The organism is uncultured Arcticibacterium sp. (genome assembly GCF_964021845.1).
Taxonomy (GTDB): Bacteria; Bacteroidota; Bacteroidia; order Cytophagales; family Spirosomataceae; genus Arcticibacterium.
Window position 1 is genome coordinate 109,143 of the sequence record NZ_CAXHZC010000007.1, and the last position, 26,715, is coordinate 135,857.

Annotated in this window: 23 protein-coding genes and 3 tRNA genes; 16 read left to right on the plus strand and 10 right to left on the minus strand. The window is 37.1% G+C overall.

The features are described 5' to 3' along the window. The first annotated feature begins 33 nt into the window (after nucleotides 1–33). The 5 genes from AADJ06_RS18070 (at nucleotide 34) to AADJ06_RS18090 (ending at nucleotide 4,876) form a co-directional block, all read left to right on the plus strand. A complete protein-coding gene (locus AADJ06_RS18070; RefSeq protein WP_341227896.1) occupies nucleotides 34–609 on the plus strand; it encodes a Crp/Fnr family transcriptional regulator in 576 nt (191 codons plus the stop codon). Between the two features lie 78 nt (nucleotides 610–687). Then, on the plus strand, nucleotides 688–1,182 hold the full coding sequence (locus tag AADJ06_RS18075) for a heme-binding protein (RefSeq protein WP_341227897.1): 495 nt from the start codon (nucleotides 688–690) through the stop codon (nucleotides 1,180–1,182). A 27-nt stretch (nucleotides 1,183–1,209) separates the two neighbouring features. Further along, complete coding sequence (locus AADJ06_RS18080) at nucleotides 1,210–2,736, plus strand: Dabb family protein (protein WP_341227898.1); 1,527 nt, start codon at nucleotides 1,210–1,212, stop codon at nucleotides 2,734–2,736. A gap of 137 nt (nucleotides 2,737–2,873) precedes the next feature. Beyond that, a complete protein-coding gene (locus AADJ06_RS18085; protein WP_341227899.1) occupies nucleotides 2,874–4,139 on the plus strand; it encodes a carbohydrate porin in 1,266 nt (421 codons plus the stop codon). 17 nt (nucleotides 4,140–4,156) lie between these two features. Further along, nucleotides 4,157–4,876 carry a 3-ketoacyl-ACP reductase gene (locus AADJ06_RS18090; RefSeq protein ID WP_341227900.1) on the plus strand — a complete coding sequence of 240 codons (720 nt, stop codon included), beginning with the start codon at nucleotides 4,157–4,159 and terminating at the stop codon, nucleotides 4,874–4,876. A 59-nt stretch (nucleotides 4,877–4,935) separates the two neighbouring features. Here the strand turns inward: AADJ06_RS18090 and AADJ06_RS18095 are convergent, their stop codons facing one another. Further along, on the minus strand, nucleotides 4,936–6,507 hold the full coding sequence (locus AADJ06_RS18095) for an FG-GAP-like repeat-containing protein (protein ID WP_341227901.1): 1,572 nt from the start codon (nucleotides 6,505–6,507) through the stop codon (nucleotides 4,936–4,938). Between the two features lie 314 nt (nucleotides 6,508–6,821). Between AADJ06_RS18095 and AADJ06_RS18100 the strand changes: the two genes are divergently transcribed. After that, nucleotides 6,822–8,312: a sulfatase gene (locus AADJ06_RS18100; RefSeq protein ID WP_341227902.1), complete on the plus strand. Its 1,491-nt coding sequence runs from the start codon at nucleotides 6,822–6,824 to the stop codon at nucleotides 8,310–8,312. Nucleotides 8,313–8,372: 60 nt separating this feature from the next. Here the strand turns inward: AADJ06_RS18100 and AADJ06_RS18105 are convergent, their stop codons facing one another. The 3 genes from AADJ06_RS18105 to AADJ06_RS18115 form a co-directional block, all read right to left on the minus strand. Then, nucleotides 8,373–8,552 (minus strand): hypothetical protein, encoded by a 180-nt coding sequence (locus tag AADJ06_RS18105; protein WP_341227903.1) that lies wholly within the window; start codon nucleotides 8,550–8,552, stop codon nucleotides 8,373–8,375. 71 nt (nucleotides 8,553–8,623) lie between these two features. Continuing rightward, nucleotides 8,624–9,016, minus strand: a complete 393-nt coding sequence (locus AADJ06_RS18110) for a hypothetical protein (RefSeq protein ID WP_341227904.1) — start codon at nucleotides 9,014–9,016, stop codon at nucleotides 8,624–8,626. Between the two features lie 107 nt (nucleotides 9,017–9,123). Further along, nucleotides 9,124–11,847 (minus strand): hypothetical protein, encoded by a 2,724-nt coding sequence (locus tag AADJ06_RS18115; RefSeq protein ID WP_341227905.1) that lies wholly within the window; start codon nucleotides 11,845–11,847, stop codon nucleotides 9,124–9,126. Between the two features lie 301 nt (nucleotides 11,848–12,148). Here AADJ06_RS18115 and AADJ06_RS18120 point away from each other — a divergent pair, with 301 nt between their 5' ends. Continuing rightward, on the plus strand, nucleotides 12,149–13,207 hold the full coding sequence (locus tag AADJ06_RS18120; RefSeq protein ID WP_341227906.1) for a helix-turn-helix domain-containing protein: 1,059 nt from the start codon (nucleotides 12,149–12,151) through the stop codon (nucleotides 13,205–13,207). Nucleotides 13,208–13,386: 179 nt separating this feature from the next. Here AADJ06_RS18120 and AADJ06_RS18125 read toward each other — a convergent pair whose 3' ends face one another. Next, entirely contained in the window at nucleotides 13,387–16,170 is a 2,784-nt protein-coding gene (locus tag AADJ06_RS18125; RefSeq protein WP_341227907.1) for a DUF5060 domain-containing protein, read from the minus strand. A gap of 187 nt (nucleotides 16,171–16,357) precedes the next feature. Between AADJ06_RS18125 and AADJ06_RS18130 the strand changes: the two genes are divergently transcribed. After that, nucleotides 16,358–16,993, plus strand: coding sequence for a GntR family transcriptional regulator (locus AADJ06_RS18130; protein WP_341227908.1), 636 nt, complete (start codon nucleotides 16,358–16,360; stop codon nucleotides 16,991–16,993). A gap of 22 nt (nucleotides 16,994–17,015) precedes the next feature. On the opposite strand, the gene AADJ06_RS18135 is transcribed toward AADJ06_RS18130, so the two are convergent. The 5 genes from AADJ06_RS18135 to AADJ06_RS18155 all read right to left on the minus strand — a co-directional run bounded on the left by AADJ06_RS18135 (nucleotide 17,016) and on the right by AADJ06_RS18155 (nucleotide 20,688). Further along, the gene (locus AADJ06_RS18135; protein ID WP_341227909.1) at nucleotides 17,016–17,642 is read right to left on the minus strand and encodes a hypothetical protein; all 627 of its coding nucleotides are present in this window, start codon (nucleotides 17,640–17,642) and stop codon (nucleotides 17,016–17,018) included. Nucleotides 17,643–17,701: 59 nt separating this feature from the next. Beyond that, nucleotides 17,702–18,376, minus strand: a complete 675-nt coding sequence (locus AADJ06_RS18140) for a hypothetical protein (protein ID WP_341227910.1) — start codon at nucleotides 18,374–18,376, stop codon at nucleotides 17,702–17,704. A gap of 172 nt (nucleotides 18,377–18,548) precedes the next feature. After that, a complete protein-coding gene (locus AADJ06_RS18145) occupies nucleotides 18,549–19,061 on the minus strand; it encodes a hypothetical protein (RefSeq protein ID WP_341227911.1) in 513 nt (170 codons plus the stop codon). 39 nt (nucleotides 19,062–19,100) lie between these two features. Continuing rightward, nucleotides 19,101–20,120, minus strand: coding sequence for a uroporphyrinogen decarboxylase (hemE, locus tag AADJ06_RS18150; RefSeq protein ID WP_341227912.1), 1,020 nt, complete (start codon nucleotides 20,118–20,120; stop codon nucleotides 19,101–19,103). A 97-nt stretch (nucleotides 20,121–20,217) separates the two neighbouring features. Further along, nucleotides 20,218–20,688, minus strand: coding sequence for a thioredoxin family protein (locus tag AADJ06_RS18155; RefSeq protein WP_341227913.1), 471 nt, complete (start codon nucleotides 20,686–20,688; stop codon nucleotides 20,218–20,220). A 485-nt stretch (nucleotides 20,689–21,173) separates the two neighbouring features. Between AADJ06_RS18155 and AADJ06_RS18160 the strand changes: the two genes are divergently transcribed. The 8 genes from AADJ06_RS18160 (at nucleotide 21,174) to AADJ06_RS18195 (ending at nucleotide 26,696) form a co-directional block, all read left to right on the plus strand. Further along, the gene (locus tag AADJ06_RS18160; RefSeq protein ID WP_341227914.1) at nucleotides 21,174–21,740 is read left to right on the plus strand and encodes a sigma-70 family RNA polymerase sigma factor; all 567 of its coding nucleotides are present in this window, start codon (nucleotides 21,174–21,176) and stop codon (nucleotides 21,738–21,740) included. Continuing rightward, nucleotides 21,727–22,623, plus strand: coding sequence for a hypothetical protein (locus AADJ06_RS18165; RefSeq protein ID WP_341227915.1), 897 nt, complete (start codon nucleotides 21,727–21,729; stop codon nucleotides 22,621–22,623). Before AADJ06_RS18160 ends, AADJ06_RS18165 begins: the two co-directional genes overlap by 14 nt. 24 nt (nucleotides 22,624–22,647) lie before the next feature. Beyond that, nucleotides 22,648–23,679: a porin family protein gene (locus AADJ06_RS18170; protein ID WP_341227916.1), complete on the plus strand. Its 1,032-nt coding sequence runs from the start codon at nucleotides 22,648–22,650 to the stop codon at nucleotides 23,677–23,679. A gap of 183 nt (nucleotides 23,680–23,862) precedes the next feature. Continuing rightward, nucleotides 23,863–23,945: transfer RNA gene (locus AADJ06_RS18175), tRNA-Tyr, on the plus strand. A gap of 21 nt (nucleotides 23,946–23,966) precedes the next feature. Further along, nucleotides 23,967–24,039: transfer RNA gene (locus AADJ06_RS18180), tRNA-Gly, on the plus strand. Between the two features lie 7 nt (nucleotides 24,040–24,046). Then, nucleotides 24,047–24,118 (plus strand) — tRNA-Thr (locus tag AADJ06_RS18185). 106 nt (nucleotides 24,119–24,224) lie between these two features. Then, on the plus strand, nucleotides 24,225–25,412 hold the full coding sequence (gene tuf, locus AADJ06_RS18190; RefSeq protein ID WP_341227917.1) for an elongation factor Tu: 1,188 nt from the start codon (nucleotides 24,225–24,227) through the stop codon (nucleotides 25,410–25,412). A gap of 72 nt (nucleotides 25,413–25,484) precedes the next feature. Continuing rightward, complete coding sequence (locus AADJ06_RS18195) at nucleotides 25,485–26,696, plus strand: TCR/Tet family MFS transporter (RefSeq protein ID WP_341227918.1); 1,212 nt, start codon at nucleotides 25,485–25,487, stop codon at nucleotides 26,694–26,696. Nucleotides 26,697–26,715: the final 19 nt, after the last annotated feature.

Genomic DNA, 26,715 nt, shown 5'->3' on the forward strand with positions numbered 1-26,715 from the left:
GTTTCAGGAATTAGGTAAACCAATAAAAAATCAATGCCCTATAATTTATTAAAACAAAATATCAACAATCTTGTGGAGATGTCAGAGGAAGACATCAACCGTTTCACAAGCTATTTTAAGCCTCGCATCATTAAGAAAAAAGACTTTTTATTGAGACAAGGCAATGTATCCAAGTTTGAAGGCTTTGTGGTTGAAGGTTGTTTTAGGGTGTTCACTATCGACGATAAAGGAAATGAAAATACCTTATATTTTGCGGCAAGTGACTGGTGGTTAATGGATATTGATAGTTTTACGAATCAAACTCCCTCCAATCTTAATATTCAAGCTTTGGAAGACAGTAAGGTACTAATTATCAACAGGACTGATAAACTTTCACTTTACCAAACAATCCCCTCCGTAGAAAAGCTATTTAGAGTAATGTTTCAAAAAGCATTGGTGGCATGGCAACGCCGCTTAGTAAGTAACCATTGTCAAACAGCCAAAGAACGATACCAGATTTTCGTAGAGACTTACCCGCATATTGCCTTAAAACTTACTGATAAACATATAGCTAGCTACTTAGGAATAACCCACGAATTTTTGAGCAAGATTAAAAAATCGCTGAATTAATTATCCCCGGTTGAACAAGTTCAACTTTTTTGTCATCTCCCTTGAAGATATTTGCAGAATTAAAAATGTAAATCAGAGATGAAAAACAAAACAACAAGACCTAAAAACATTGCCTACTTACTTATATTAATACTTTTAAATACTAGTGTCGTTTTTGCACAAGCACCAACGGACATTTCACACGAGAAAGCTTTAAAAGTTTTACTAGCAGCAAAAGAAAAAGCTGAACAGACAGGTGTATTAGTCAATATTGCGGTAGTGGATGCAGGAGCTAACCTGAAGGCATTTATCCGAATGGATGATTCCTTTTTAGGAAGTATTGACGTAGCCATCAAAAAAGCAAAAACCTCACGTTACTTTGATATCAATTCTGGTGATTTGGGAAAACTTAGCCAACCAGGAGGTATTATTTATAACATTGAACTTTCAAATGGTGGTCTCATGACCTTTCCCGGCGGAGTTCCTATAAAAAATGAAAACGGAAAAATTATTGGGGCCATTGGCGTGAGTGGTGGAACTATCGAACAAGACCATGAAATTGCTTCAGCAGGGGCAGATTCAATTAATAAATAATCTACAAAACATTAAAAAACTAGATTTATGAATAATATAAAATTTTCTATTCTACTCAGTTTATTGCTTTTGTCTCAATTTAGCTTTTCGCAATCCACAGATGAGCTAATGCCTTACATGCAAGACTTTAAGAGCATAAGTGCTAACAACACTGTAACTATAACGAGTTATGAAAAAGGCGGTGCTCACTATGTTTACGTAGGAGGTTTTAAAGGGGTTGATGTTTTTTCTATGGATAGTGAAGGCAAATTAACACCTGTAAGTACCCAAGAGCTCTATAAGGAAGAAGGACCAGCAAGAGGAATGGTTGCAGATAATATCAATGGTACCGACTTTTTATTTGTAGCAAACAAACATGGCAATGCCATTGAAACTTTTAAGATTTTAGAAGATGGTTCCCTTGACCGCATGTACCTAACTATGGATACCGATGAAACTCATCTGGGTATTGCCATTACATTACAAGTGGTTCATATGGATGCAGCATCCTATCTTTTTATAGGTGGTTTGGAAGAAACTCCAGGCTTAAGCAGTTTCAAAATAGAGAATGACGGAAAACTGACGCATGTGCAGTCTATGAAAGACGACGACAAAATCTTTACAGATGGAATTATTGGAATGTTTACACATAAAATTAATGGAAAGACATATTTATACACTGGTGGCTTTCAAGACAATGGCGTAAGTAGCTTTGAAGTAAAAGACAACGGAACATTTAAAAACATCAACAATATTGGTGACAATACTACAGATAGATATTTAACAGGAGCCTACCCCGTAACAGGAGTGAAATTAGGAGAGAATTATTATATCATAGTAGGCCACAGACATCATAAATATTACGATAAAAGCAGTGGTTTTATCAAAAATCCAGACTTTGTTTACCATGGTGATGGTGTGAGTGTTTTTAAAATTGACAAGAAAGGGGCACTTGTGCCACATTACGTTTTGAAAGATGATGAAAACACTAAACTACAAGGGCAAACTAGAATAGAAATTGTGTCTGTAAAAGATAATGAAGCCGTATTGGCAGTAGGTACTAGAGACGATGCGAGTATTCAGCTTGTTAAATTAGATGTCAATGGTATACTAAGTCCTATCAATTACCTAGAAACAGGTTTTTCTATTTATTATGGTTTGAGGTCGCATAAAATTGGTGATAGCAATTTCCTTATCGCAGGCTCCAATAGATTCGACCTTAGGAAGGTGGCGACCTATAGGATTTTACCTAAAATAGATAGAAAGGGCAAAGTCTTAAGGCATATCGTAAACCTTAAATACAAGGAAGGTGCTACTGAAGAACAGGTAAACGAGGCTGTTCAAGCTTTCTTAAATCTTAAAAATGAAATTCCAGAGATAGAGCATATCGAATGGGGCGTTAATGACAGTAAAGAAGGTGCTAGTAAAGGTTTGACACATGTTTTTAATCTAACATTTAAAGACGACCACGGCAGAGAAATTTACTTATTCCATGAAGCTCATATACGCTTAGTTGGTAAAATAGGGCCAATTATAGCCGATGTATTGGTAATGGATTATTGGACAGAAAAGTAAAAATTCATGTGATGACTTAAACAAGTCAAACAATCTCAACAAAATCAAGAATAAGAGAAAATCGTGCTAATACTTTGAAGCACTGAATAGCGAATAATGATATCGCCAGGAAATCTATTGCCTCAATTTGACGTAAAATGAAAAAAATAATTTTACTCGTCCTTGTCTTTTCTTCGTCAACGTTGATGGGTCAATCTCAGGAATCTCAAACCTCCACCCTTGCCATGAAAATTAACCAGGGTATAGACTCTAGTATGCTGACTACTTCAGCTACTTTGATTGTGGAAGAAAGTGCAAAACCTACGACCGATGAATTAAACCAAAGCAAATGGTTAAATGAAGGTATAGTGCCATTCTTTTCATTTGCTGCTATTGCAGCGGCAAATGTCTCGGGAGGACTTGAGCAAAAAGGAAGTTACTCGGGTCAACTTTACGCCGGAATCAATTTTGATTTTGAAAAAATATGGGGCTGGAAAGGAACACGTGCAAAGCTTTCGATGATTAATCGTCATGGCAGTGGACTTTCCAATTCCGTGGGTTCTGTTTTTGAGCCATTGACCTTGGTTGGTGGACAAAGCACTTTTTTATATGATTTAAGTATTGAGAAAGACTTTGGCAAACAGCTCTCTTTAAAGGCAGGACGAACTACTACAAGTGATGACTTCACTATGTCCACGCTATACTATTATTCGCTCAACAATACCGTAAATGGTGTCATAAGAGCCCTTTTATTAGACGGATTGATGACCACTTTTCCCTTCCCCACTTGGGGGACAAGGTTAAAATACAAGCCGACGGCTAAGCACCAATTCCAATTAGCGGCTTATCAATTAGGCGAACGCGTGTTTGACATTTCGCACCATGGGCTAGACTTTGCTTTCAGGAGTTCAGATGATTTATCCGTATTTTTTCAATACGACTGGCTTGGGGAAATTGCAGGTCGTAATGCCAGAGTTTATCTAGGAACACATCAAGCATTTGGCTCTTTTGATACCTTTGATTCTGATAATAGTTCGAACCATTTTACGCGTTATTATGGGCATCTGGACGTAGAATTAAAAGAAGGTTTAAGTTCTTTTCTTACGATGGCATATTCGAACCATGGTGAGATTGCGAAAGTGCCTTTTCAAAGTAGCTTTGGACTAAATTGGAAAGGTTTCTCCAAAAAAAGAGCAGACGATAGGCTACTATTCTTTGCTACTGTAGGTACTTTTAGTGAAGAGTGGGCCAACTTACAAGAACAAGAGTTAACTTCAGAAATAGTATTGGAGATGGGTTATCGTTTTCAAATAGCTAAGCACTTTGTAGTTCAGCCTGCAGTTCAATATGACATTAAACCAGGAGGTTCTGGATTAATCAAAAATGCTATTATTCCAGGTGTCTGGATTGAGACTAATTTTTAGACATTAACATATTCAAAATGGAAAATATAAAAAATAAAAAAGCCATCATAACTGGTGGTGGAAGAGGATTAGGAAAAGCCACTGCAATAGCTTTTGCCAAAGAAGGAATAGATGTAGCTATAACAGGTAGAAACGAGGCTGTCTTGAAAGAAACCGTTGGTGAATTAGAGACCTACGGTGTAAAAGCCATTTATTCGGTATTTGATGTGAGCAATTATGAAGAAGTCAAAAGCGGTATAAAAAGCATTATTGACACATTAGGCACTGTTGATATTTTGGTTAATAATGCCGGAATTGCAGCTTTGGGCTCTTTCAATGACATGAAAGTGAGCGAATGGAGTCAAATTATCCAAACCAACGTAATGGGGATGTATTACGTTACCAAAGAAGTTTTACCATACCTATTAAGTAAGAATGAAGGCGATATCATTAACGTGTCTTCTACCGCAGGTTTAACGGGAAATTCAAACGTATCTGCTTATTCGGCATCAAAATTTGCTGTTATTGGCATGTCTGAATCTTTGATGAAAGAAGTGCGTAAAAATAATATTAGGGTAATTACATTAACACCAAGCACCATAGAATCAGAAATGACAGTTGAATTAGGTTTTGTAAAAGAAGGCTCAGAGGAAAATGTGCTTCAGCCAGAAGATTTTGCAGAATTAATTGTGGCAGGCTTAAAACTTCCAAGACGTGCCATGCTAAAAAGTGCCGCCTTGTGGTCTACAAATCCTTAGATTTTTACAGTTAAAACTGCTAAGCAGTATCAGAAATAAGGCGGATGTTTTAAGAAAGGTTACTTTAAGGTATTCTCTAAAATCATAATCATGCCGCCTTCTTTTTTCCATTTTTCAAACTGCCTCTTTTTTTCTGAATTCGTCAGTAAAGTCATCGAAGAGCCCAAAACCAAATCAATGTCGCCGTCGTTATCGATATCGCCGGCATCCATCACCATGTAACTGTTGTTTCTGGCTTCAGAAAAGGAATACGTTTTAAAATTGTGTTTACCTTTTATGTTTCCTTGGTTTTCTAGATAAAGAAAACTCTCATCGGGCAAAGTTGCAATGGCAAAAAATCCGATAGATGCTATGTCTAAATCGCCATCTTGGTCAAAGTCTTTCACAATAGCTTTGTAAGTGCCCTGCTGCGGATAAAACCATTCTTCTTTAAATGAAAAATCGGCGTAGTTTTTATAAAAACGAATGCCATGAAATGGTTTGGCTGGCATACCAAAATCTCCACTGTCACCATTTGAATAAATGATATCATCTTTGCCGTCTTGGTCAAAGTCAATCACCTCAAAATGAGTGGAGCCGTAGTACGGGGGGAAAGTCAAAAGTACCTTTTCTTCAAAATCTCCGTGTCCTTTGTTTATATACAAATTGATACCTTCTTTCTCTTGAGAAATCAATGCATAGATATCGGGCAGCCCGTCGTGGTTTACATCCTTTATTATGGTGGATATGGCTCCTGGGCCGTTGTATAATGTTTTTTTAGTATAGCCTTTGTGACTATTTTGTAGATATAAATTCAGACCTCCCAGGTATTTTCCAAATTCTGTTACCAAGAGGTCATTTTTTCCATCTTTGTCAAAATCAGCAATATTGGTATGTATAGGCCGCTCTCTATTATTTAATAGGATTTCTAAGGAGTTATTTATTTGTAAACCATCTTGAGTAGCAATAGAAATAATTTTACCCTGCGGATTATCATCAGCAGCAAATGGACCCATTAAAGTCAAATAAAGTTTTGCTCCATACTGAAGAAGTGCTGTAACAGGAGAGGGAAGGGCTATGGTCGCCTTGCTTTTTCCATCTAAATCTGTAATACTATAAGAGTGATTTTCGGCCGATGAACTCAGTCCGAGACCTATTCTATTTTTCCCTAAGACTTTTACAAGGCTTGGAATTTGCTGATTATTATCTAAGGAAACAGGTTTAAGCTTAAATCTCGCTAATTCAAAATTTATGGGAGGGCGTGGGCCTTGTGGAATAGTTTCTTGTGCTTTTTTTAAAATGAAGTCTTTTATTGCTTTCCATTCTTCTTTAGTTAATGTTGGGTTTTTAGGAAAAACGCCAGCACTGTCAAGCCTAACCAAAGCCTCTTTTGTATTTAGCTGATTTGGTGTACTTCCGTCATTTACTCCAAAATGCATAGACATTTTAGATAGCACGCTATTCCAATAAGCCTTAGGTAATAATTCGGGATTAACATATGAATGACATCCTGCACAATAGTTTTTGGCTAAAGTTTCACCTTTGCTTAAATCCTCATTTGTATCCGCTTTTTCTGCTTGTGGCGAGCATGAAAATAATGCAAAATTTAGCAAGGACAATACGGTGACTTTCAGCAAGGATTGCTTTTTCATATAAAAGAGTTTTTTTCTAAAAAAATAATGTCGGTGAAGATAATATTCAGGGACTTACATTACTGGGTTCTAAGGAACAAAAATGTTTTTAGCTTTAATATCTAGGCTTTTCTATTGAATTTTCCGAAATGCGTTCTAAGTCAAAGGGTAAAAAAAATAGGCTCATAAAACAGTCTTTGTTCCCACAGGCAAAAACAAGATTTAAAATGAATAAACAAACTTGAAAAACAATCTTATCAGTTCTTGTCTAGTGCATTTCCTTTCATGCTCCATGAATAGCCCTTATTTTTAAGTAAAACTAATGCTACCTGAAAATGTATAGATTTCTTCTTCTTTTATTCCTTTCTCTTCAGATAATTTCGTGTAAAGAATCTCAACATCAGGCTCAGCCTAATATTGTACTTATTATTGCGGATGACGTTAGCTGGAATGACATTAGTCCTTATGGCCACCCATCTGTGAGAACACCAAATTTAGATAAACTTGCCGCCGATGGGATGCTCTTTACGGAAGCCTTTCTTACCACCAGCTCATGTAGCCCGAGTCGCACGAGTATCATCTCAGGTCTATATCCACATAATACAGATGCAGAGCAATTATCTTGGCCATTACCTGAAGACAAAAGGACATTTGTACAAGAACTCAAAAATGCGGGCTACTGGACTGGTCTTGCAGGAAAGTACCATATGGGCGATGCCGTTATTGATGATTTTGATGTACTACATGAAATGCAATGGCTAGATGCACCTTTGGGTCTTGATAGGAAACTTGAAGGGGACGGAAGTGGATGTGATAATTGGATAAAACTTCTTCAAGAAAGACCAAAGGATAAGCCTTTCTTTACTTGGTTAGCCTCTTTTGATGCCCATAGACCATTCTATGAAGGCATAAGCGATAAGCCCTATAATCTCGATGAAGTACGAATTCCACCATACATTCCTGAAACTGATAGTGTAAAAAAGGATTTTGCCCTTTATTATGAAGAAATAACCAGAATGGACAACTACATAGGAAAGGTGGTTGCTGAACTTGAGGCTCAAGGTGTATCAGAAAACACCATGATTGTTTTTATCTCTGATAATGGAAGAGCTTTCCCTAGAGATAAAACCACTTTGTACGATGGGGGTATAAAAACACCATGGATAATTAAATGGCCTGCCCAAATTAAGAAAGGGTCAATTAATAATAATTTGATAAGCTCTATTGACTTAGCACCTACTTTCATGCGGGTAGCTGGCTTAGAACCTTTAGCAGAATTTGATGGGGTAGACTTCCTTCCTACTTTGTCTGCGGAGAAGAAAGAAATACGTAAAGAAATATATGCCGAAGACCATTTCCATGATTTTGAAGATTACACGCGAGCAATACGTACAAAGGAGTTTAAATACATCAAAAACTATTACCCAGATTTGCCGAATACACCATCTGCTGATATAGTTCGTGACTTAAGTTGGCAAAGTATGATTGCAGAAAAGAAAAAGGGTAACTTAACTGAAGCCCAACTTTGGTGCTTTAATGCACCGAGACAAGAGGAAGAACTCTATGATATTGTTGCCGACCCAAACGAACTTCATAATTTGGCTATTAATGCTAAGTACAGTTCAGTCTTAGAGGAGATGAGAACAAAACTTAACTTTATCAGAGAAAGCACCAATGACTTTTTACCACCGGAAAGAACGCAAGATGATTTCTTTAGAGAAACGGGATTACCAACAAAATACCGATTGCGTCCAAGACCCTCAAAAGCAGAATACATGAAAGCTAGAGAGCAAGGAATAGTCTTGCAAAATCCAGAAATGGACTAAAAAGCGTCTCAAGATTAAATGCACTTTCTATTCTTTAGAAAAACCCCTCGTTTTTATTTATTACTTCTTAAATTCTACCTTAATAGTAGTAGCATGCGAAAGCGGCAAATTAGCTAGTTTTGAGATAATCAAACCTTCGGCTGTTTGCTTCCATTTCACCTTTGTGTTTATTCCTAAAATCTGAACCAACTTTATCTTTTTATCTAAGTTTGCAGAACCTTTAGCTAAGGAAACAATCATATTTACTAGAAATAGGATTAAGATAATTCAGGTTTTGATTCTCATTTTTTTTTGAATCAGGCTTTGATATTTTATTCTAAACTATTGTTTTCTTTTTCAATTCGTTCTTTCTGCTTCTTGCTTAACCCCATTTTGTAATAAAATTCGGGTTTAAAATAGTTGTGGGCTCTTTTCATTTCTGGATCATCAAGTTTTTGACTTAAATCGCAGTCAAACTTTAAAAGTATAGAATGATTATTTTCCCAAGTGGTGACATTAGTCAGGTGCGAAATACCCCATGTGATCCCTTGCCCATTTTTGGTATTTGTAAACGCATCAGGAATATATGGACCAGCTGCTGTAGGTAGAAACTCAGAAATAGCAGCAATTTTAAAATTAACGCCATCTGGAGCATATTGAATTGTATTGTGTTCATTTCCGTCCCGTATAACTAAAGCCGCTATACCATCCTTAAATGGAAACATAGTTGTTTCGTGACCAGAGTTGATTATAGGGTTTATGTCTAGTCCTGAATAAGCCAGAACACATAAAAAGGCCGTCCACTATTAAGTGAAACGGCCTTTTTTTGATATTACTTCGTTTTTACAATAGTTATTGGAATACATAAGGCCGCTTTACAACTAGAGCAATTGAAAGGTGGCGATACCACAATATCTGTACTACAATTATTCATTTCATCAGTTAGAGTTACACTAAATGAACCACTAGAAATATCAAAGCTTCCAGTTTCGCCACTCGGTTGTCCTACATTCAGCCCTGTTACATTTAAACCATTCCCGGTAATTGAATAGGTATGCCCCAAAGCTCCTGTAGGTGTAATATTGAAACTAAATTTATCATCTGCCCCATTATCGTCTGTTCCATTATTATCACATAGCGTTACTATGTTTGGTGCCGCCAGGCTTTGATTAACCACAACATTGAAAGTGTCAATAGCAATACAGCCGCCTTCGAAGGTAGCCTGCAAAATATATTGACCGCTATTTGACACAGTGGCAGAATTAATACTCACTCCATTAGTTGACAAATATGAACCGTTTGGTAGTGTCCATAAATAACTTGTTATAGTTCCCGTACTAGTGCTTGCAGTAAGGTTTATAGAGCTTCCAGAGCATAGACTATCCGTTCCGGCAATTGTAACCTCAGTAGCTACTCCACCAATTACGATAAAAGGACAGCAAAGCCCAGTAGCACAACCAGACTCATTGTCAATGTCGACCGTGTAAGAACCCTGCGATGAAACCACAAGCGTATTACCCGTTTCACCAGAAATAGGAGAACCATTAAGATTCCATTGGTACGAGGTATACCCCGCTGCCACACTTAAGGTTAAAGAATCACCTCCACAAATTTCATAAGGTACACTAGAACAAACCAAACCATGGTCATCTTCATTCAGATTGCCATTCGCTGGGGTAGAGTCTACATCTGTTTGGTCCGCGGCTATTACTTCAGCTGAATTAGAGATAACACCAGAGCCAATAACTTTTACTGAAATACTTAAGGTAACAGTATCTACTGATGTCATCACATTTCCAATATCCCAAATCCCACTTATTGGGTCAAAAGTAGTTCCTGCAAAAGAAACATGTTCAACATATTGTGTTTGAGCGGGTAGTTGATCTAAAACCGCAACTCCTGTAGCAGCAATACCCGAAGCTTCATTCACCAAAGTGAGCGAATACACTAGCGTGTCACCAATAGCAGCCACTTGCCTATTTACTAACTTCATAAGATTCAAATCTATACTACAAGCCACAGGGTCACATGGATTATTAGGGTCACTCTCTAATGCGTCTACCTGGCCATTAAAGTTTTTATCTTCAGCACCGTCCGTATATCCATCATTATCTGTATCAGGCTCTAGTGGGTTTGTGGTAGTGCTTGGGTCACTATCTGGTATAAAAACAGACACATTGGTATATTTATTTGCTAAAGTAAGACCAACCTCAGTACCGTCTTGTATTCCATCATTATCAGTATCTGTTAAAAGAGGGTCTGTAGGAGATACTAAAGGAGAATTTCCAAAAATTTCTACATAGTCTGAAAGACCATCATCATCTGTATCTCCATCAAAAGGATCTGTGAAATATTTTGTATTTTCATCAATATCGGAAATCAAGTCATTGTCATCATCTAGATCACAGTCATCTGGAATTCCGTCTCCATCGTTATCTCTTAAATCATTTCCTGTACATTTGTCTAAACAGTCATAAACACCATCTCCATCGGTATCAATAGCTGTATAAGCATAATAAACTCTCACATCAGACAATACACTCAGCACCGCACTTACAGTAAGCCTAATTTCATCAAAACTTTGTGTTGTTTTAAATGATAAGGTTTGTATGGAAGAGTTGCCCAAAACACTCGCCTTAACCAGAGAGTTATTAGCTAAAAATGATTGTTTAAATGCTCCTCCCTCATAGGTAGATATTGAAATATTCTCAAGAGCACCAATATCCAAAATTCCCGAAGAAGGTGAAATGGCAAATCCCACTTCTGTTCCCGCTGGCTTGATGGAGCCGGCACTTACCGAAATAGAACCACTAGATAGCACCCCAACCGTCTGACTAATGGTGCCAAAAAGAGTAGTATCATTATTTACCACATTTGCCCTATCACTTACAGAACATAATACACAAATACCGCTTATTCCTGTACGAGTATTAACAATACTTGCTCCAGAAGCAGCTGTTACAGCTTCAATACAGTTATCTGGGCAACTAGTAGGCTCTTCAAATGCATAATATACACGCAGGTTAGTCAATAATGACAAAGTACCATCAACAAAAATCTGAATTTCATCAAAATCAGAAGTGGATGTGATACCAATTTTTTGAAGTCCTGATGAACCACTCAGTAAACCCAATGAAACTAATCCACTACCAGTAGTTCCAGTCTGGACTAAAACGTCATCTTTGTAAAGATTAATGGTAAGATTAGATAAAACATCGGCACTAAGAATGCCTCCCGCTGTTTGTACCACAAAACCTGCTTTATAGCCAGAAGGGTAGAGATAAACGGAATCTTTAATAGACAATGAAGTACCTCCTCCAAGCAATGCTACTCCGGTTTGCATTTCAGTATAATTGCTTAAGTCTCCGTCTATAGAGCTTCCTGAAGAAGAAACTCCCCCGAGAAGATTAATTCCAGCACTTCTAGCTTCATTTATGAAAACTCCTGCTCCTACTATTGGGTCGGTACAGGTACCATTATTTTCTGGAGTTTGAGCATATAAAAAGGAGGGAAAAAGAAATAGAATAAAGAAAATAAATTTGATGTTTTGTCTCATAGCATTTGTAAGTTTTTTATAAAAACGCTTGAAACAATTTATATACCTGTCGAATGTAAGATGGCAAAATTCGAACAAATGGAATACTTAAATGAACGGAAGGATAAGTTACGTATAGCGGTAAACTACCTTACACTACGTGTATATACGTAGAAGACAATAATCATTACCTTTTTTCGTCTATCAAATAAGCTCTTAGATTGGCTCACCTTTGATTATTTAATTATTTTCGATTGATTTAGAATATAAAGAAACAGGTTAAATATGTTTCTTTAAAGCACCATGAAACTATAAAATCCTTATGATTCAATTTAATTTCAATGTAAAAGATCCTTTTACATTCTGGGAGAATATTTTACAATATCATGAACTCTCCCCAACCATAAATAAATTTGACTTAAGCGAAAAACTTGGTTCTGGCAGTTATTCATTTAAAATAATTGACCAAAACATAAATTATTTACAATTTAACATTAAGCTAAACCAACCTATTAAGTTCAACTTTTGTCAAACAGAATCTGCAAAAAATTATAAATTATTATTATTCCATAAAGGCTCTCCTAAAGCCGTTAAATTTCTAAACATAAATACTCAGGAGAGCTTTACTAGTGACACCACCGCAATTCCTAGCTTTGAGAAAGACAACACAACCATTTCATGTCATCTCTTATCACAGTTTAGTGACATGCCAAGTTTTATAATAAAGGAAAACGAAGCCTGCACATTTCACTTATTGTTTTTGAATCAAAATGCACTAGATGAAATGTTACCTAACAATACGAGGCTGAACTTTCATGAGCCTTTATATAAAAAAGGTAAATCATCTGAAATAATTGCTCTCAATAAAGTATTAAGCTTTGATAAACTATTTGAAACCCTTAATCTATTCCATGACCAATTGCATGGCAATAAATTTGAAAAATTTGGAGACTTTTTAAAAATGCTCGGAGATTACTTCTTTGTGATAAAATTTTTAAAAGATTCACCAAAAACAACGACCTCAGCACTTGATGATAAAGACTTCAAAAAACTAATTCAAATAGAAAAGAAGCTCACCCAAAATTTAACCTCCAACCCTCCATCTTTAAAAAGTTTAGCAGAGGAGTTTGGAATATCTAAAACAAAAATGTGCGTAGATTTTAAAGCCTTTTATGGCAAAGGAATTCTATGTTATTACAATGATTTGAAACTAAAACTTGCCAAGGAATTACTTGTTAATACCAGCCACAGTATGAAAGAAATATCGAATCAACTTTCTTTTTCAAATCAAAGTAACTGTAATAAATGGTTCAAGAAAAATGCAGGGACTACACCAAAAAGTTTTAGAAAAGGAGAAATTAAACACAGACAGCTCAAATAGGTGTCTTATACCCTTTTATCCCCGCCTTTTAAATTGATTAAACTCCTAACTCTAAGGAGCTAGGTTTGCTATCCTGATATTAGCATACTTGACGTTAGCTTTTGAGACATATTAAAAACAAAAAAATGAGACGAATGATTAAAGTCAATCGCCTCATTTTAAATGAATAATTTGTAATCCTACTTCTTTATCAGCACTACCCAGTCTTGTTCCTTATTATTAGGCGAATTACCTAAACTTTGAACAGAACCACCTTTTATGTTCTTCAAACTACCGTTTTGAAGTTCTCCTCCCTTCAAAGGGTCATACCATTGCATAGTGAAATTCCCGATAGCTCCTGTTAGGTCAATTTTAGCCTCCCCTTTTTTAGGAAGATAAACTGCATAAAATTCGCTTGGTTTCACAAAGCAATACGCCTCTTCTTGATTTATCAAATGATGTGCTGGTGTCATATCCCAATAAGGAATATAGTTTTCAAAAAAGACTCTAGCATGATTAGAAAGCTCCCAAAGTTGGTCTCTTTTTCTCCAATCTTCGGAAGTCAAGTCGTTATGAGGATGCTTTGCACCAAAATACCACTCTACACCGGCAGCTCCTGACATTAATGAGCCCCAAAGTACGTAATGACGAAGTGAATCATGACCTGGATTTTCTTCATCCATAACAGCACCTGTATGCCATTTACCTATCTCATCCATGGTAATTAGCCATTCATGATTCATTTCTTTTGCCTCCTTTTTCCAATGTTCTATTACCTCTGCCGTTTCGGTACGTTCAGCCTGCTGAAGAGATAATCCATCCACATATTTATACCCCACTATATCTTCTAAAATATCAGACCTTAAAGGGTCTTCAGAGTGTGTGTGCAATAATACAGGGTGATTATATGGGTCATTCTCTTTAAGATACTTTGCCATTGCTTTCCTTTGAATGTCGTTTTGCCCATCTGGCGACCAGCTCGCGGGTCCATTTTCTTCGCCTAAATTCCATACAAGACCTAAGTTATGACCAAACCTTGCAATTAATTCATTAAAGTAAAGTTTTCTCATTGGCCCGGTATCTCCACCATCTAGCATGGTTTCATTCTCCGTTTCTTGAACCACAACATGAAGAAGAAGACCTTTTGACTGCATGTGGTCAAATAAAACTTGCCATTGTTCTAGCTTACTCACGTCAAACCTTGTAAAGTCTTTTTCGCTGGTATAAGGCCACACATCTTTTCCATCTCCTAGAATGTTCATGCTTAAAAAATACACCGTGTTCATTCCTTTTGATGCCAAGTAATTCATGGCACCAATGATGGATTTGCCTTTTCCGTTTTGCCAATTTGGGTCTCCTAATTTCCAGTCCTTTTCGTGGTTCTCATATTTATGCAATTCATCTGAAGCGGTAGCCTCCCCTTCACTTTCTTCCGCCGAAATTCTGAAAGTACCATCAAAACCTTCATAAGCCAAAAGGTTCTCTGGACTATTGGTTCCCATTTTCATCCAATATTTATTGGTATCACTAAATTTGAAGAATCCTTCACTTGCCACTAAACGACCTTTTGCTCTAAAATCTGCTTCGTCTTTATCAGAAGGAACTACAATAAACTTACCTTCAGAATTAGTGATGGAAACAGCAGCACCTGTATTCTCATCATTACTTAAAGCTATGTTTTCACCTTTTTCTAAGCTAGCCCTATAAGTCCAATCACCAATTTTATCTGGCGTAAACCTTACATTCCAAATAGCCCCTGCATCTTCACTGGTTTCTGCGGCGTTTCCATCGGCTGCGTAAAAACCTCTAATGATTTGATTGCCTTCATTGTGCTTAAATTCTACTAATAATCTGTAATTCAAAAATGGATTATCCGCAGCACTTTCAGAAGTTTGAGGTCCCTCAAAAGCCAAGGTCACTGTATTAAACTTGGTATAAACCGGGGTCTTTATGACGCCTTTGGCAGATATTATGGAGGATTTTTTTGGTAACAATAAACGCTCCACCGATTTCAACTCGGGCTCTCCTCCTGGTTTCCCACAGCCTGAAGCGATGTAAACGTAATCTCCAACTACTGCGAAACCCGTTCCGTGCCTTCCCCTATTAAATGATGGCCATTCCTCCCACGTTTCAGTCTCGGTATTGAAAGCTTCCACCTCATTTTGAGCAAAGTCCATTCCTGCTTGCTCTCCACCACCTATTAGCACCAAATTATCATGAGCAAAAGTAAAACTCCCTGCCCTCTGAGTAGGTAGGGCCAAATTACTAGTCACCGGCTGCCATTTGTCCTTTATAAAATCATAAATATTTCCATGCTGAATAGTTCTCGACATATCTTCTCCAGTTCTTCTAGAGCTATTTCTACCACCAAATGCGTATAATTTATCATTAACGGCCACGGCCTGAAAATGGTCTCTAGCACTAGGAGCATCTTCCAAAACCTCCCATTCTCCTGTTTTAGGGTCATAAGCATCTAACCAAGCTTTTGAGCCATCCATGTGTCCATTAGTAATTCCACCTACCACATAAATTTTATTTTTATAAACCACAGCTCCTGCCCCACCCCTTCTTCTATCTTCAGGAATAGTGTGTCCAAATTCATATTTGTCTTTCTCTGGATGATAAATCACTACCCTATATAAGGGCTTTTCGTTTGGCCATTGTCCAGTCATAGCACCCACTATATAAATAGCACCACCAAAACTTACTGGCTGAAAATGATGTAATTCAATGGGCGTTTCCGATTTAGATTCCCAAGAATTGGTAGCTGGGTCAAATACTGAAGTTTCATTTATCCTTCTACCTCCTAAAAGGTATATTTTAGATTCATGAGCTACTAAGCCTGCTTCGTGACGAGCCACTGGTTCTCCATTGACAGATAAAGTTCTCCATTGCCAGCTTTCTGTTTGAGGTTTTACACACCCCACTAAAAAAATAAAGCCCAAGGTGCCGAAAATACGACTGAGCGGTTGAAATTTTCTCATTTAAAAAAAAGTTTTTGTTGTTCTCTTCAGGTTGAAATTTATAAAGTAAATGGACTTAAAAAGGACATAAGTAACTCATATACTATAACTTAATAAAGAGCTATACCAAACTAGTAAACTCTTTAAATTACCAATCCTAACAAATCTAGTAATTTTCCAATACTTTTGTATACAAAATACAGTATCCATGATAAAACACTCCGACCTAAGTAAGCTAGCATACCATGAATTAAAAAAAAGAATCCTAAAAGGTAACCTAGCTAAGGGGCAAAAACTGGTTCAGGAAAAAATAGCTGCAGAACTGGGGATAAGTCGTATGCCACTGCATAAGGCCCTCCAAATGTTAGAAAGTGAGTTTTTGATTGAATCCATACCAAGAAAAGGCTACTTCGTAAAAGAACATAACTTAAAAGACAAGATTGACGCTTTTGAATGTAGAGAAGTATTAGAAGGATTGGCCGCCAGAAAGCTTGCCAAAAACGTAGACCATGAAAAAATAGCGGATAAGCTGGCGTCCTTTTTTAAACCCTACTTAAATAATAGTGATATAAATAATGAAAGCTATCGCAAAGCAGACCAAGATTTTCACAATACCATCTGTGAATTAAGTAATAACACCGTTTTACAAAAGATGGATGCCTTAGCTAACTACCTACAAATGACTTTTACCTATGGATTATTAAGAACTCCAGAAGAAACACTTCCTGAACATATGGAAATTATAGAAGCCATTAGAGAAGGAAACGGAGAAAAAGCAGAACTACTAATGCGTAAGCATGCTACTATTACAATAGATAAATTAGAAAAAGAATTAAAAGCCTAGCTTTAAATTATTATTAAAGCTCCTAACGTCTTCCATTATAAGGCAAAATTTTCGCCAATTGCCTTGCCGTTTCTGCACCAAGTCTTTGCGGCGTATCCATTCTGCTAGTTGGATTTTGGCTCAACTTTTTTTGCCATAGTAACTCGCCTGTTCTTCCGTCGTATAAATTCCCATAAGTAGTTGCTCCGCCAGGTAAAGCACTAAAGCCAAAGGGTGGATTAACCACAATACTCGTTTCTCCCCAAACTACAGCATCCACATTAAGCACACGGCATAAGTCTCCTTTATCTAATTTAGGTATGTCATAAATTTTAACACCTGAAGACTCCAAAAGCCTATTTGTAGTTAAGAAATCCTGAACTACTTTTTCAAATTTCCCTTTTTCTACTTGTTTCGCAACAGAAATAAAACACTCCTTCTGCATATCTAAACCTGCTAACCTCTCTTGCTCTCGCCAATACTCAGCACCAGTTCGTCCTCGTCTATTCTGCTTATATTCCTCATTAAAGCTTACTTCAAAAGGAAGTACCGCAATTTTTTGATGCCTTGAAATAGCACTCTGCACATCTGCCGAAACATATGGAGCATTTGAAGCACAGCTTGTCACTATATAAGTAAGAACCACTAAAGCCGTCAATATTCTTTTCATACTTATTAATACGCTTTTATGCACATATTTGTTGTATCTAATATATACTTCAAAAGCTTCTATAAAAAAGTTATTTCTTTGTAGCCACCAGCCCTCTCCACCCTTCGAGGTAAATCTTTCAAAAGAGAACTAATATTACCTGAGACCAAATTTCCAAGTTTATTGGATCTCCCATTTACAGAAACAGTTGTTTTTTCTCTCCAAGCCAACTTGCCATTTCTCGCATCGAACATGGAAATATAAAAGACTATTTTCTCTATACGTTCAATTTCATCATAGTTTTCAATCCAGTCACAATCATTTACGCCGTCATAAAACTCACAAACTATCAAGCCATCAACATCCAACGTATTTCCAATATAAACCCTATCGGCTCTCGACAAGCTGGAATATTGTAATTTATGACGCTTTACTTTTGAGTTAGATTCTAAAAAACTCTGAAGTGCCAAATCAAGCTTACCCTCTGCTACTCTCTTTGCCAAACCAATAAACAACTCCCTTTGAAGGTAACTAGGTCTTAATAGACTTGATTCATACCATTGATTTTTTTCTTCTGAAAATGCGTAAGGCATTGTCTTGCTTTGAAGCACGGCCACCTTCCCTATATGCGTATCTTGATTAACAATATAAGACTCTTGAAGGCTCGTTGGGTATTCAACAACTTTATTAAATCTCCTTTGACAGGCCGAAAAAGAGATGGTCAATATGAAACATATGATAAAATTTCTATTCATAATAGTTTAGTTTAAATGACACTTTGGATTCACCAAAGCCCAAATAAATATAAACTACTGATAAACAATTAACTAAAAATATAAAAAGGTTCTCAACGAAATCAAACTTACTATTTGAATTTTCATAAATCAAACGATCAGCTAGCTTGACTCTGCCTTAAAAGCCAAAAAATTAATACGGAAGTTCTTTAACTAATGTCAGAATCCCCCTACGAAGCATCGACGGGCGAACTTCTCCTAAATTATATTTACTACTTACCTCTGTTTTTTCGTTCCAAACAAGCTTTAAGGTCTTAGTATCATAAATTGAGCAAAACACTGTTGTAACGGCATCTCTTCCACCCACAGACTCTTCCAAAGAAGACTTACAAATAATGATGGCGTCAACTCCTAAAACCCGACCGAGCTCACTAGAATCAAAACCCTCTTTTTCTATGCCCTTATCCTTTAAAATTCTATTGGTCTCTATATAACTTTGAACCGATACCTCCTGTCTACCCTTGCTTACCTGCTCCGCAAGCGTGACAAAAAACTGCTTTTGTTCAAGGCTTTCGTAAGGTAAGATTGCTATCTTCTTATGAATCCCACGAAAACTTTCTTTTTCAACGTTGCTTTCACCCCCACTGGGAACAGTCCGAACGCAGGCAAAAGTCGAAAAAAGGAAAATATAAATTACGTACTTCATTCTTGTACATCTTTTTAAAAGGTAAAACCCTTGATTGCGTTACCAAGCCTTCACTGTATCTATAAAACATTTCACATTATCTGGATTCATGTCAGGATATACCCCGTGCCCTAAATTGGCGATATACTTCTGCTTGCCAAACTTATTTAGCATTTCGGTAGTCTCTTTTTCTATTTCTTTGAAAGAGCCGTATAGCACGCAGGGATCTAAATTACCCTGCAAAGTCTTATTTGGTATTAACTTTCTAGACTCCGTAATATCCATGTTCCAGTCCATTCCTACTACATTACAGTCTAACTGGCCTATTTCCTCTCTAGCAAAATATGCACCTTTGGCAAAAACAGTTACTGGAACATTATTAATAGCCTTACATATTTGAGAAATATAAGGTGTAGCAAAAACGGCGTATTGACTTGGCGATAGTATCCCAGCCCAGCTATCAAAAACCTGAACCAAATTAGCTCCGCAAGCCACCTGGGCTTTCAAATAAGTTATGGTTACATCTGTAATTTTCTGCAATAACTGATGTGACAATTCAGGCTCCGTGTAAAGCATTTTCTTTGCTTCAGAGAATGTCTTAGAACCCTTCCCTTCTATCATATAACAGAAAATAGTAAAGGGAGCTCCAGCAAAACCTATCAAAGGAACTCTTTCAGACAATCCTGTTTTAACTAATTTAATAGCATCTAACACATAAGAAAGCCTGTCTTCTATATCATTCGTATTAAGAGCATCAACCTCAGCCTTAGATTTAATGGTCTTTCTAAAAATAGGCCCTACCTTTTCTACCATCTCATATGGCAAATCCATAGCCTCAGGCACCACTAAGATATCCGAAAATATAATTGCTGCATCTACGCCTAAAATATCAACTGGCTGCAGTGTTACTTCTGCTGCCATTTCAGGACTTTTGGCCAAGTTAATAAAGCTGCCCGCTGTTTTTCTTACCGCACGGTATTCTTTTAATATTCTACCTGCCTGCCTCATTACCCACACGGGTACTCTTTCTTGTTCTTCTCCTTTGGCCGCTCTTAAGAGCAAATCATTTTGTAAACTCATGCTGCAAAAATAACAGGTCTTTAAACGAGATTTATTTTTTTGCAAAAAAAAAGCCAACCAGACTGGTTGGCTTAAGTGTTTATATCGAAAAGCTACGTTAGTTCATTACATATTGTTCTTTCTTTGAAGAACCCAAAAGTCTATGAGACTCATCCAAACCATCCAATGTTTTTGTTAAATAATTCGGGTAATAAAACCCTTTTAGTTTTGTCACCTCATTTCCTTTATAATCAGCTACCAAAAGCGTTGGAAATTCTTTGACACCAAAACGTTCTATAATTGCCTTACCGTCTTCCGAATCTATATTCACTCTATAAACCAGATAATTCTCATTCAAGTACTCCGCTAAATCAGGATTTGAAAAGGTTTCTCTATCCATCTTTTTACAAGGTCCACACCATGAAGCCCAAAAATCTAATATGATTGGTTTATGTTGTTTTTTGGCCGAACGAAGGAAGTTATCATAGGTACCACTATAAAATTTTACAGTATTGACATCTTTTTCAGAAGTCCAAGCACCAAGAGTAAATAAAGAGATAGCCAAAGCCAGTATGGTAAGTTTTTTCATTTTGCACGAGTTTTATAAGTAATCTATTTTCAATTACCGTGCCAAATATAAAAAACAATACTATCTGCTTTGATAAGACTACTTAAAACGAGGCTTTTAAACTAAAATAAATACTATTTAAAATATTAACCCCTCTAAAAACTCAGAGGGGTAATATGCTCACCTTTTAACCTAAATTCTACATTGAATTTCAAATTCTTTATAGGAGTGCAGAAATTAAAGCCCAATTCTAATAGAATTCCGACTTACTTCATGCCCTCATTTGTTAAAGTACGCATAATTCTAAGGTCAGTAGTGTAGAGTCGATTTACCCTCAAAATCATTCGTTAAAACCATTCATTGGGTCGATGGCAAAAAACTTAATTCAAACATGATCCTATATGTCCAAAAAATAAGTTTGCTAGATTCACAGACTTAAACTTTTTTAATAGCTCGTGCAACCATCCTAGATAAAAAGTGCATCTTAAATTTGAAACAGGCCATTTATGACAAAAATTTTATCCTTGTTTAGCTCAGAACACAATCTGGCAAAAGCATTAAAACGAGGAGACAAAAAAGCTCAGAATCACTTATACGAACGCTATTCAGGTTTGATGTTCGGTATATGCATGCGTTATATGGGTGACCAAATGGCTGCAGAAGATGTAATGCTCAAAGGTTTCATGAAAATCTTTGAGAAAATTGACCAGTTTAACTTCAAAGGAAGTTTTGAAGGATGGATTAAACGCATAATGGTAAACGAAGCCTTAATGAAATTAAGGTCTATTAAAACCAAAGAGGTTGGGATTGAAGACGTTGCTGTCTCAAATTTTGAGACACAAGCTTCTTCTAAGCTAGAAGCGGAAGACTTACTCTCCATGATAAATACTTTGCCGCAAGGCTATAAAACAGTTTTTAACCTCTACGCCATTGAAGGCTTTAGTCATTCCGAAATTTCAGAACAATTAGGCATTTCGGAAGGTACATCCAAGTCTCAACTGAGCAGAGCAAGAGCAATGCTCCAAAAGAAAATAGAAAATCAGGATAACAGCTTAAAAAATGAATTCAATTAAAAACAACAAAAAACATCCCATTGATGAGCTTTTTCGCCAAAAGCTTTCTGGTTTTGAAATGGAACCCTCACTAGAGGCTAAAGAAAAGTTTTTGGCTAATATCGACACTGAGGAATCTTCAAGAAAACCTTTCTGGTATTTCTCCGCAGCTGCGGGAATTGTCTTAATTGGTACCTTAAGTTGGTTTTTACTTAATAATAGCTCTGATATTAAACCAGATGCAGCTTTGGCGGAGCATTCTGTGGAATCATCTAAAACGAAAGCACCGGTTATTTCGGAAAACGAAACGCCAGCTCCAGAAGTAGTAAATGAAGAAGTGATAAAAATAAGTAGTGTTAAAAAGACAAGTACACCTAGAATGGCAAAAGCTCAGCAAAGTCTTACGCAACAGCCAATTCAGTCAAAACCAGTAAAAAGCTTAACAGGGCTAATAGAAACAGACGAGTTAATTCAAGACAAACTTACCTTGGCTCTGCAAGCTGCTGAAGATGAAAAAACTAAACAAAAGGCTGATTTAGCCGCAAAAGATTTACAAGATTCCCGTGAGCTCTTTCAGACTAGTGTTGGCGAGACTATAATCATTGTTGCCTCAGAACTTGATACAGAAGAGATATATTTACCAGAAATAAATTCTGATTCACCTATTACTTTGGCAGAAGCCGAATACCTAGGTTCAGATATATTAGAGGAAGACCGTTCTTTAATGGCGAAAGTATTCACCGAACTAAAACATTTGAAACATGGAGAAAAAGCAAGTTTCAATGCTATTACGGCATCAAACGAACAGTCCATCCTCAATAATGAAGACGGCTTTATTGGGCATGAAACCATGCAATTTAGAGAACGATTCAGATGGGTTAAAGGAAAACTTTCTAAGCAATAATCTTATTTCATCAGCTATTTTAAAATGAAAAAACTTTTAGTACTACTTAGCCTATTATCTTTCCAAACAGCTTACAGTATGGAATGGACAGCTGCAGACACCACCATTATTTCATTTTCTGATAATTCGCTCAATAAAAGAGTTACCGTTATAAGCACCGGAAACAAGGAAATGGACATTCCTATTACATTTAATCTCGAAAGACTATTAACCGACCTTGGTCTTAGCAAAGAAAAAACGCAAAGTATTTTGAATGACATCCAGCATGAGAAATATCAAAGCGATACACTTAATGTAACTAGCCCATCGGGTCAAAAACTTCAAATTGTAGGAATAGCAACCCAACAGAAGTTTCTTGAAGAATTTGATGACTATGAGGATGATTACATACATGAAGATGATTGGGACTCCGAAGATAATCAAAACGACTATCCTCCTGAAACAAGCCCCAAATTCTTCCCCCGAAGCGATTTCGGTTTCTACATAGGTCTTAATAATTATAAGAATGCATCTACCACAGTTCCATCTCAGCTAAGCAAGCTTAGACCTTGGAGCTCCAGATACGTTGCTTTTTCATTTAGAAAAAATGCAACGCTCTCAAAAAGCAGAAATCTCGACCTAGCTTTTAGCTACGGACCAGAGTTTGCCATATATAATCTCATGTTCAAAAACAGCAATGGTATTATAAATCAGAATGGGCAAGTCACTTTCGAAACATTAGAATTTGAAACCAAAAAATCAAAACTAACTGTGCCTTACATAAACCTTCCTTTGCTTTTAAGTTTGGGAACAAAAAAGCAAGGTTTTAAATTAAGCTTAGGAGGTTACATGGGTTATAGAATAGGTAGCCATACCAAAACAAAAGATTTAGATGGGAACAAAGAAAAGATACGAGATGGATTTAACCTTAATAGGTTTAACTACGGCCTTACATCCGAAATTGGAAAAAAAGGTGGCTTATCATTTTTCTTTAGGTATGATTTAAGACCGCTTTTTGAATCAAATCAAATAAATGCTAAAGATTTACAAGCATACAGTTTTGGCATACGATTATAAGCAAATGCTTCGTAATTAGGATTTTAAAACTTTCTTTTGACTAGAGTAGCCAAAACGATTTTTCCTACCCTGAAAAAAAATAGGTTTTTTTTAATCAATGCTTTGCCAATTCAAAAAATCGACCTACTTTTGCAACTCCTTTTTCAGGAACAAGTTCTTTGTCTAGTAAATATTACGATTTTTGGGGGTGTACCAGAGTGGCCAAATGGGGCAGACTGTAAATCTGCTAGCTTTCGCTTACGGTGGTTCGAATCCATCCGCCCCCACAGTTTTTTAGACGCAGAAATGCGAGTGTAGCTCAGCTGGTAGAGCGACAGCCTTCCAAGCTGTAGGTCGCGTGTTCGAACCACGTCACTCGCTCTAAAAAGCCTTCGTAGCTCAGGGGTAGAGCACTTCCTTGGTAAGGAAGAGGTCGGCAGTTCAATTCTGCTCGAAGGCTCTCCTCATTTTGACTTGAAGGAGGTCTTTATCACTAGAAGTTTTTCTATGTGATTTTTTATTTTGATTTTTACATCGGATTTAATATAATTTAATTTAATAACAATATGGCAAAAGAGAATTTTGACCGTAGTAAGCCTCACGTAAATATTGGTACTATTGGTCACGTCGATCACGGAAAGACAACTTTGACTGCTGCGATTACAACAGTACTAGCAGGTAAAGGACTTTCAGCTTTAAGAGACTTTTCATCTATTGATAATGCTCCTGAAGAAAAAGAGCGTGGTATTACTATTAATACTTCACACGTTGAGTATGCTACTGCTAACCGTCACTACGCACACGTCGACTGTCCTGGTCACGCGGATTACGTGAAAAACATGGTTACTGGAGCGGCTCAAATGGATGGTGCTATACTTGTTGTTGCTGCTACTGATGGTCCTATGCCACAAACACGTGAGCACATCCTTCTTGCTCGTCAGGTAGGTGTTCCTGAATTAGTAGTATTCATGAACAAAGTTGATATGGTTGACGATCCTGAACTACTTGAATTAGTAGAAATGGAAATCCGTGAGCTATTATCTTTCTATAAATTCGATGGTGATAACATTCCTGTAATTCAAGGTTCAGCACTTGGTGGCTTGAACGGAGAAGAGAAATGGGTTAAAACTATAGAAGAACTAATGGAAGCAGTGGATTCTTTCATCCCTCTTCCGGAAAGAGCGACTGATAAGCCTTTCCTAATGCCAGTTGAAGATGTATTCTCTATCACTGGTCGTGGAACAGTAGCTACTGGTCGTATCGAAACTGGTGTAATTAACTCTGGTGACGCTGTAGACATCTTAGGTATGGGTGCAGAAAACTTGAAGTCAACTGTAACTGGTGTTGAGATGTTCCGTAAGATTCTTGATAGAGGTGAAGCTGGTGATAACACTGGTTTACTATTAAGAGGAGTTGAGAAAGCTCAAATTAAGCGTGGAATGGTAATCTGTAAGCCAGGTTCTGTTAAGCCACACACTAAGTTTAAAGGTGAGGTTTACGTTCTTTCTAAAGAAGAAGGTGGTCGTCATACTCCATTCTTTAACAAATATCGTCCTCAGTTCTACTTCAGAACAACAGACGTAACTGGTGAAATCATGCTACCTGCAAACGTAGAAATGGTTATGCCAGGTGATAACGTAACTATCGAAGTTACTTTGATTAATGCAATTGCTATGGATAAAGGTCTTAGATTCGCGATACGTGAAGGTGGACGTACTGTAGGTGCAGGTCAGGTAACTGAAATAATAGAATAATCTCGAATTATTTTAGATATAAAAAAGCACTCCTTGCGGAGTGCTTTTTTTGTGTAAAAGACACCCTATAAAATGAAAACAAGAAAAGCAGCTACTGTCTTTATTTTTATAACAGTTCTTATAGATGTAATAGGCATTGGCATTGTAATTCCGATAATTCCTGCTCTTATCCAAGAATTAGTAGGCGGAACTATAAGTGACGCTAGTCACTATGCTATGGGCCTTGTTTTGATCTATGCTTCCATGCAATTCCTATTTTCTCCTATCATAGGTGGGCTAAGTGACCAATATGGCAGAAGGAAAGTCTTACTCTTTTCTTTACTGGGTTTTGGAGTTGACTCCCTTTTCCAAGCACTCGCACCTACCGTCGGCTGGTTATTTCTAGGCCGTACCATTGCTGGCATTACTGGAGCCAGTTTCACTACTGCAAACGCTTATATTGCTGATGTAAGTACGCCAGAGAAAAGAGCTCAAAACTTTGGTCTTCTAGGGGCTGCATTCGGCCTAGGTTTCATCATAGGACCAACGCTAGGTGGTGTTTTAGGTTCCTATAGCACTAGACTCCCCTTTTATGCATCTGCGGCATTATCTTTCTTAAATTGGCTTTATGGCTATTTCGTACTTCCCGAATCTTTAGCCCTAGAAAATCGAAGAAAATTTGATATTAAAAGAGCCAATCCTATTGGTAGTTTATTAAACCTCAAACGCTATCCCTTTATTCTTTCCTTAGTTGCATCACTATTTCTAGTTTATGTAGCCGGCCATGCCGTTCAATCTAGTTGGTCTTTCTATACTATAGAAAAATTTAAATGGACCGAAATGCAAGTAGGTCTTTCCTTAGGTTTTGTTGGTCTCATGATAGCCATTGTCCAAGGTGGCCTAATTAGAGTCATCATACCTAAAATAGGTCAAATAAAATCACTCTTTGTTGGGCTAACCATAAATATGCTTGGTCTTCTTGCATTCGCTTTTGCGACTCATGGCTGGATGATGTATGCCATCATGGTGCCCTTCGCACTTAGTGGCTTGGCTAATCCTGCCTTTCAGGGCATCATATCTAGTCAAGTTAAACCAAATGAACAGGGAGAACTACAAGGAGCTCTTACAAGTGTGTTAAGTATTGCCGCCATTGTAGGCCAACCACTCATGCTAGGACTATTCGGCTATTTCTCCGCAAAAGATACCGAAATTTATTTCCCTGGTGCACCCTTCATTTTAGGCTCACTTTTCTGCCTAATTAGCATTATTGTGACAAGAAAAATCTTATCAAAACAAAAAGGCTAGAAGAAACATTTGATAAAGT

What these genes read in the sequence shown, in the direction of transcription:
- AADJ06_RS18070 (WP_341227896.1), top strand. Translation starts at nt 34, where the DNA reads ATGCCCTATAATTTATTAAAACAAAATATCAACAATCTTGTGGAGATG.
- AADJ06_RS18075 (WP_341227897.1), top strand. Translation starts at nt 688, where the DNA reads ATGAAAAACAAAACAACAAGACCTAAAAACATTGCCTACTTACTTATA.
- AADJ06_RS18080 (WP_341227898.1), top strand. Translation starts at nt 1,210, where the DNA reads ATGAATAATATAAAATTTTCTATTCTACTCAGTTTATTGCTTTTGTCT.
- AADJ06_RS18085 (WP_341227899.1), top strand. Translation starts at nt 2,874, where the DNA reads ATGAAAAAAATAATTTTACTCGTCCTTGTCTTTTCTTCGTCAACGTTG.
- AADJ06_RS18090 (WP_341227900.1), top strand. Translation starts at nt 4,157, where the DNA reads ATGGAAAATATAAAAAATAAAAAAGCCATCATAACTGGTGGTGGAAGA.
- AADJ06_RS18095 (WP_341227901.1), bottom strand. Translation starts at nt 6,507, where the DNA reads ATGAAAAAGCAATCCTTGCTGAAAGTCACCGTATTGTCCTTGCTAAAT.
- AADJ06_RS18100 (WP_341227902.1), top strand. Translation starts at nt 6,822, where the DNA reads ATGTATAGATTTCTTCTTCTTTTATTCCTTTCTCTTCAGATAATTTCG.
- AADJ06_RS18105 (WP_341227903.1), bottom strand. Translation starts at nt 8,552, where the DNA reads ATGATTGTTTCCTTAGCTAAAGGTTCTGCAAACTTAGATAAAAAGATA.
- AADJ06_RS18110 (WP_341227904.1), bottom strand. Translation starts at nt 9,016, where the DNA reads ATGTTTCCATTTAAGGATGGTATAGCGGCTTTAGTTATACGGGACGGA.
- AADJ06_RS18115 (WP_341227905.1), bottom strand. Translation starts at nt 11,847, where the DNA reads ATGAGACAAAACATCAAATTTATTTTCTTTATTCTATTTCTTTTTCCC.
- AADJ06_RS18120 (WP_341227906.1), top strand. Translation starts at nt 12,149, where the DNA reads ATGATTCAATTTAATTTCAATGTAAAAGATCCTTTTACATTCTGGGAG.
- AADJ06_RS18125 (WP_341227907.1), bottom strand. Translation starts at nt 16,170, where the DNA reads ATGAGAAAATTTCAACCGCTCAGTCGTATTTTCGGCACCTTGGGCTTT.
- AADJ06_RS18130 (WP_341227908.1), top strand. Translation starts at nt 16,358, where the DNA reads ATGATAAAACACTCCGACCTAAGTAAGCTAGCATACCATGAATTAAAA.
- AADJ06_RS18135 (WP_341227909.1), bottom strand. Translation starts at nt 17,642, where the DNA reads ATGAAAAGAATATTGACGGCTTTAGTGGTTCTTACTTATATAGTGACA.
- AADJ06_RS18140 (WP_341227910.1), bottom strand. Translation starts at nt 18,376, where the DNA reads ATGAATAGAAATTTTATCATATGTTTCATATTGACCATCTCTTTTTCG.
- AADJ06_RS18145 (WP_341227911.1), bottom strand. Translation starts at nt 19,061, where the DNA reads ATGAAGTACGTAATTTATATTTTCCTTTTTTCGACTTTTGCCTGCGTT.
- hemE (WP_341227912.1), bottom strand. Translation starts at nt 20,120, where the DNA reads ATGAGTTTACAAAATGATTTGCTCTTAAGAGCGGCCAAAGGAGAAGAA.
- AADJ06_RS18155 (WP_341227913.1), bottom strand. Translation starts at nt 20,688, where the DNA reads ATGAAAAAACTTACCATACTGGCTTTGGCTATCTCTTTATTTACTCTT.
- AADJ06_RS18160 (WP_341227914.1), top strand. Translation starts at nt 21,174, where the DNA reads ATGACAAAAATTTTATCCTTGTTTAGCTCAGAACACAATCTGGCAAAA.
- AADJ06_RS18165 (WP_341227915.1), top strand. Translation starts at nt 21,727, where the DNA reads ATGAATTCAATTAAAAACAACAAAAAACATCCCATTGATGAGCTTTTT.
- AADJ06_RS18170 (WP_341227916.1), top strand. Translation starts at nt 22,648, where the DNA reads ATGAAAAAACTTTTAGTACTACTTAGCCTATTATCTTTCCAAACAGCT.
- tuf (WP_341227917.1), top strand. Translation starts at nt 24,225, where the DNA reads ATGGCAAAAGAGAATTTTGACCGTAGTAAGCCTCACGTAAATATTGGT.
- AADJ06_RS18195 (WP_341227918.1), top strand. Translation starts at nt 25,485, where the DNA reads ATGAAAACAAGAAAAGCAGCTACTGTCTTTATTTTTATAACAGTTCTT.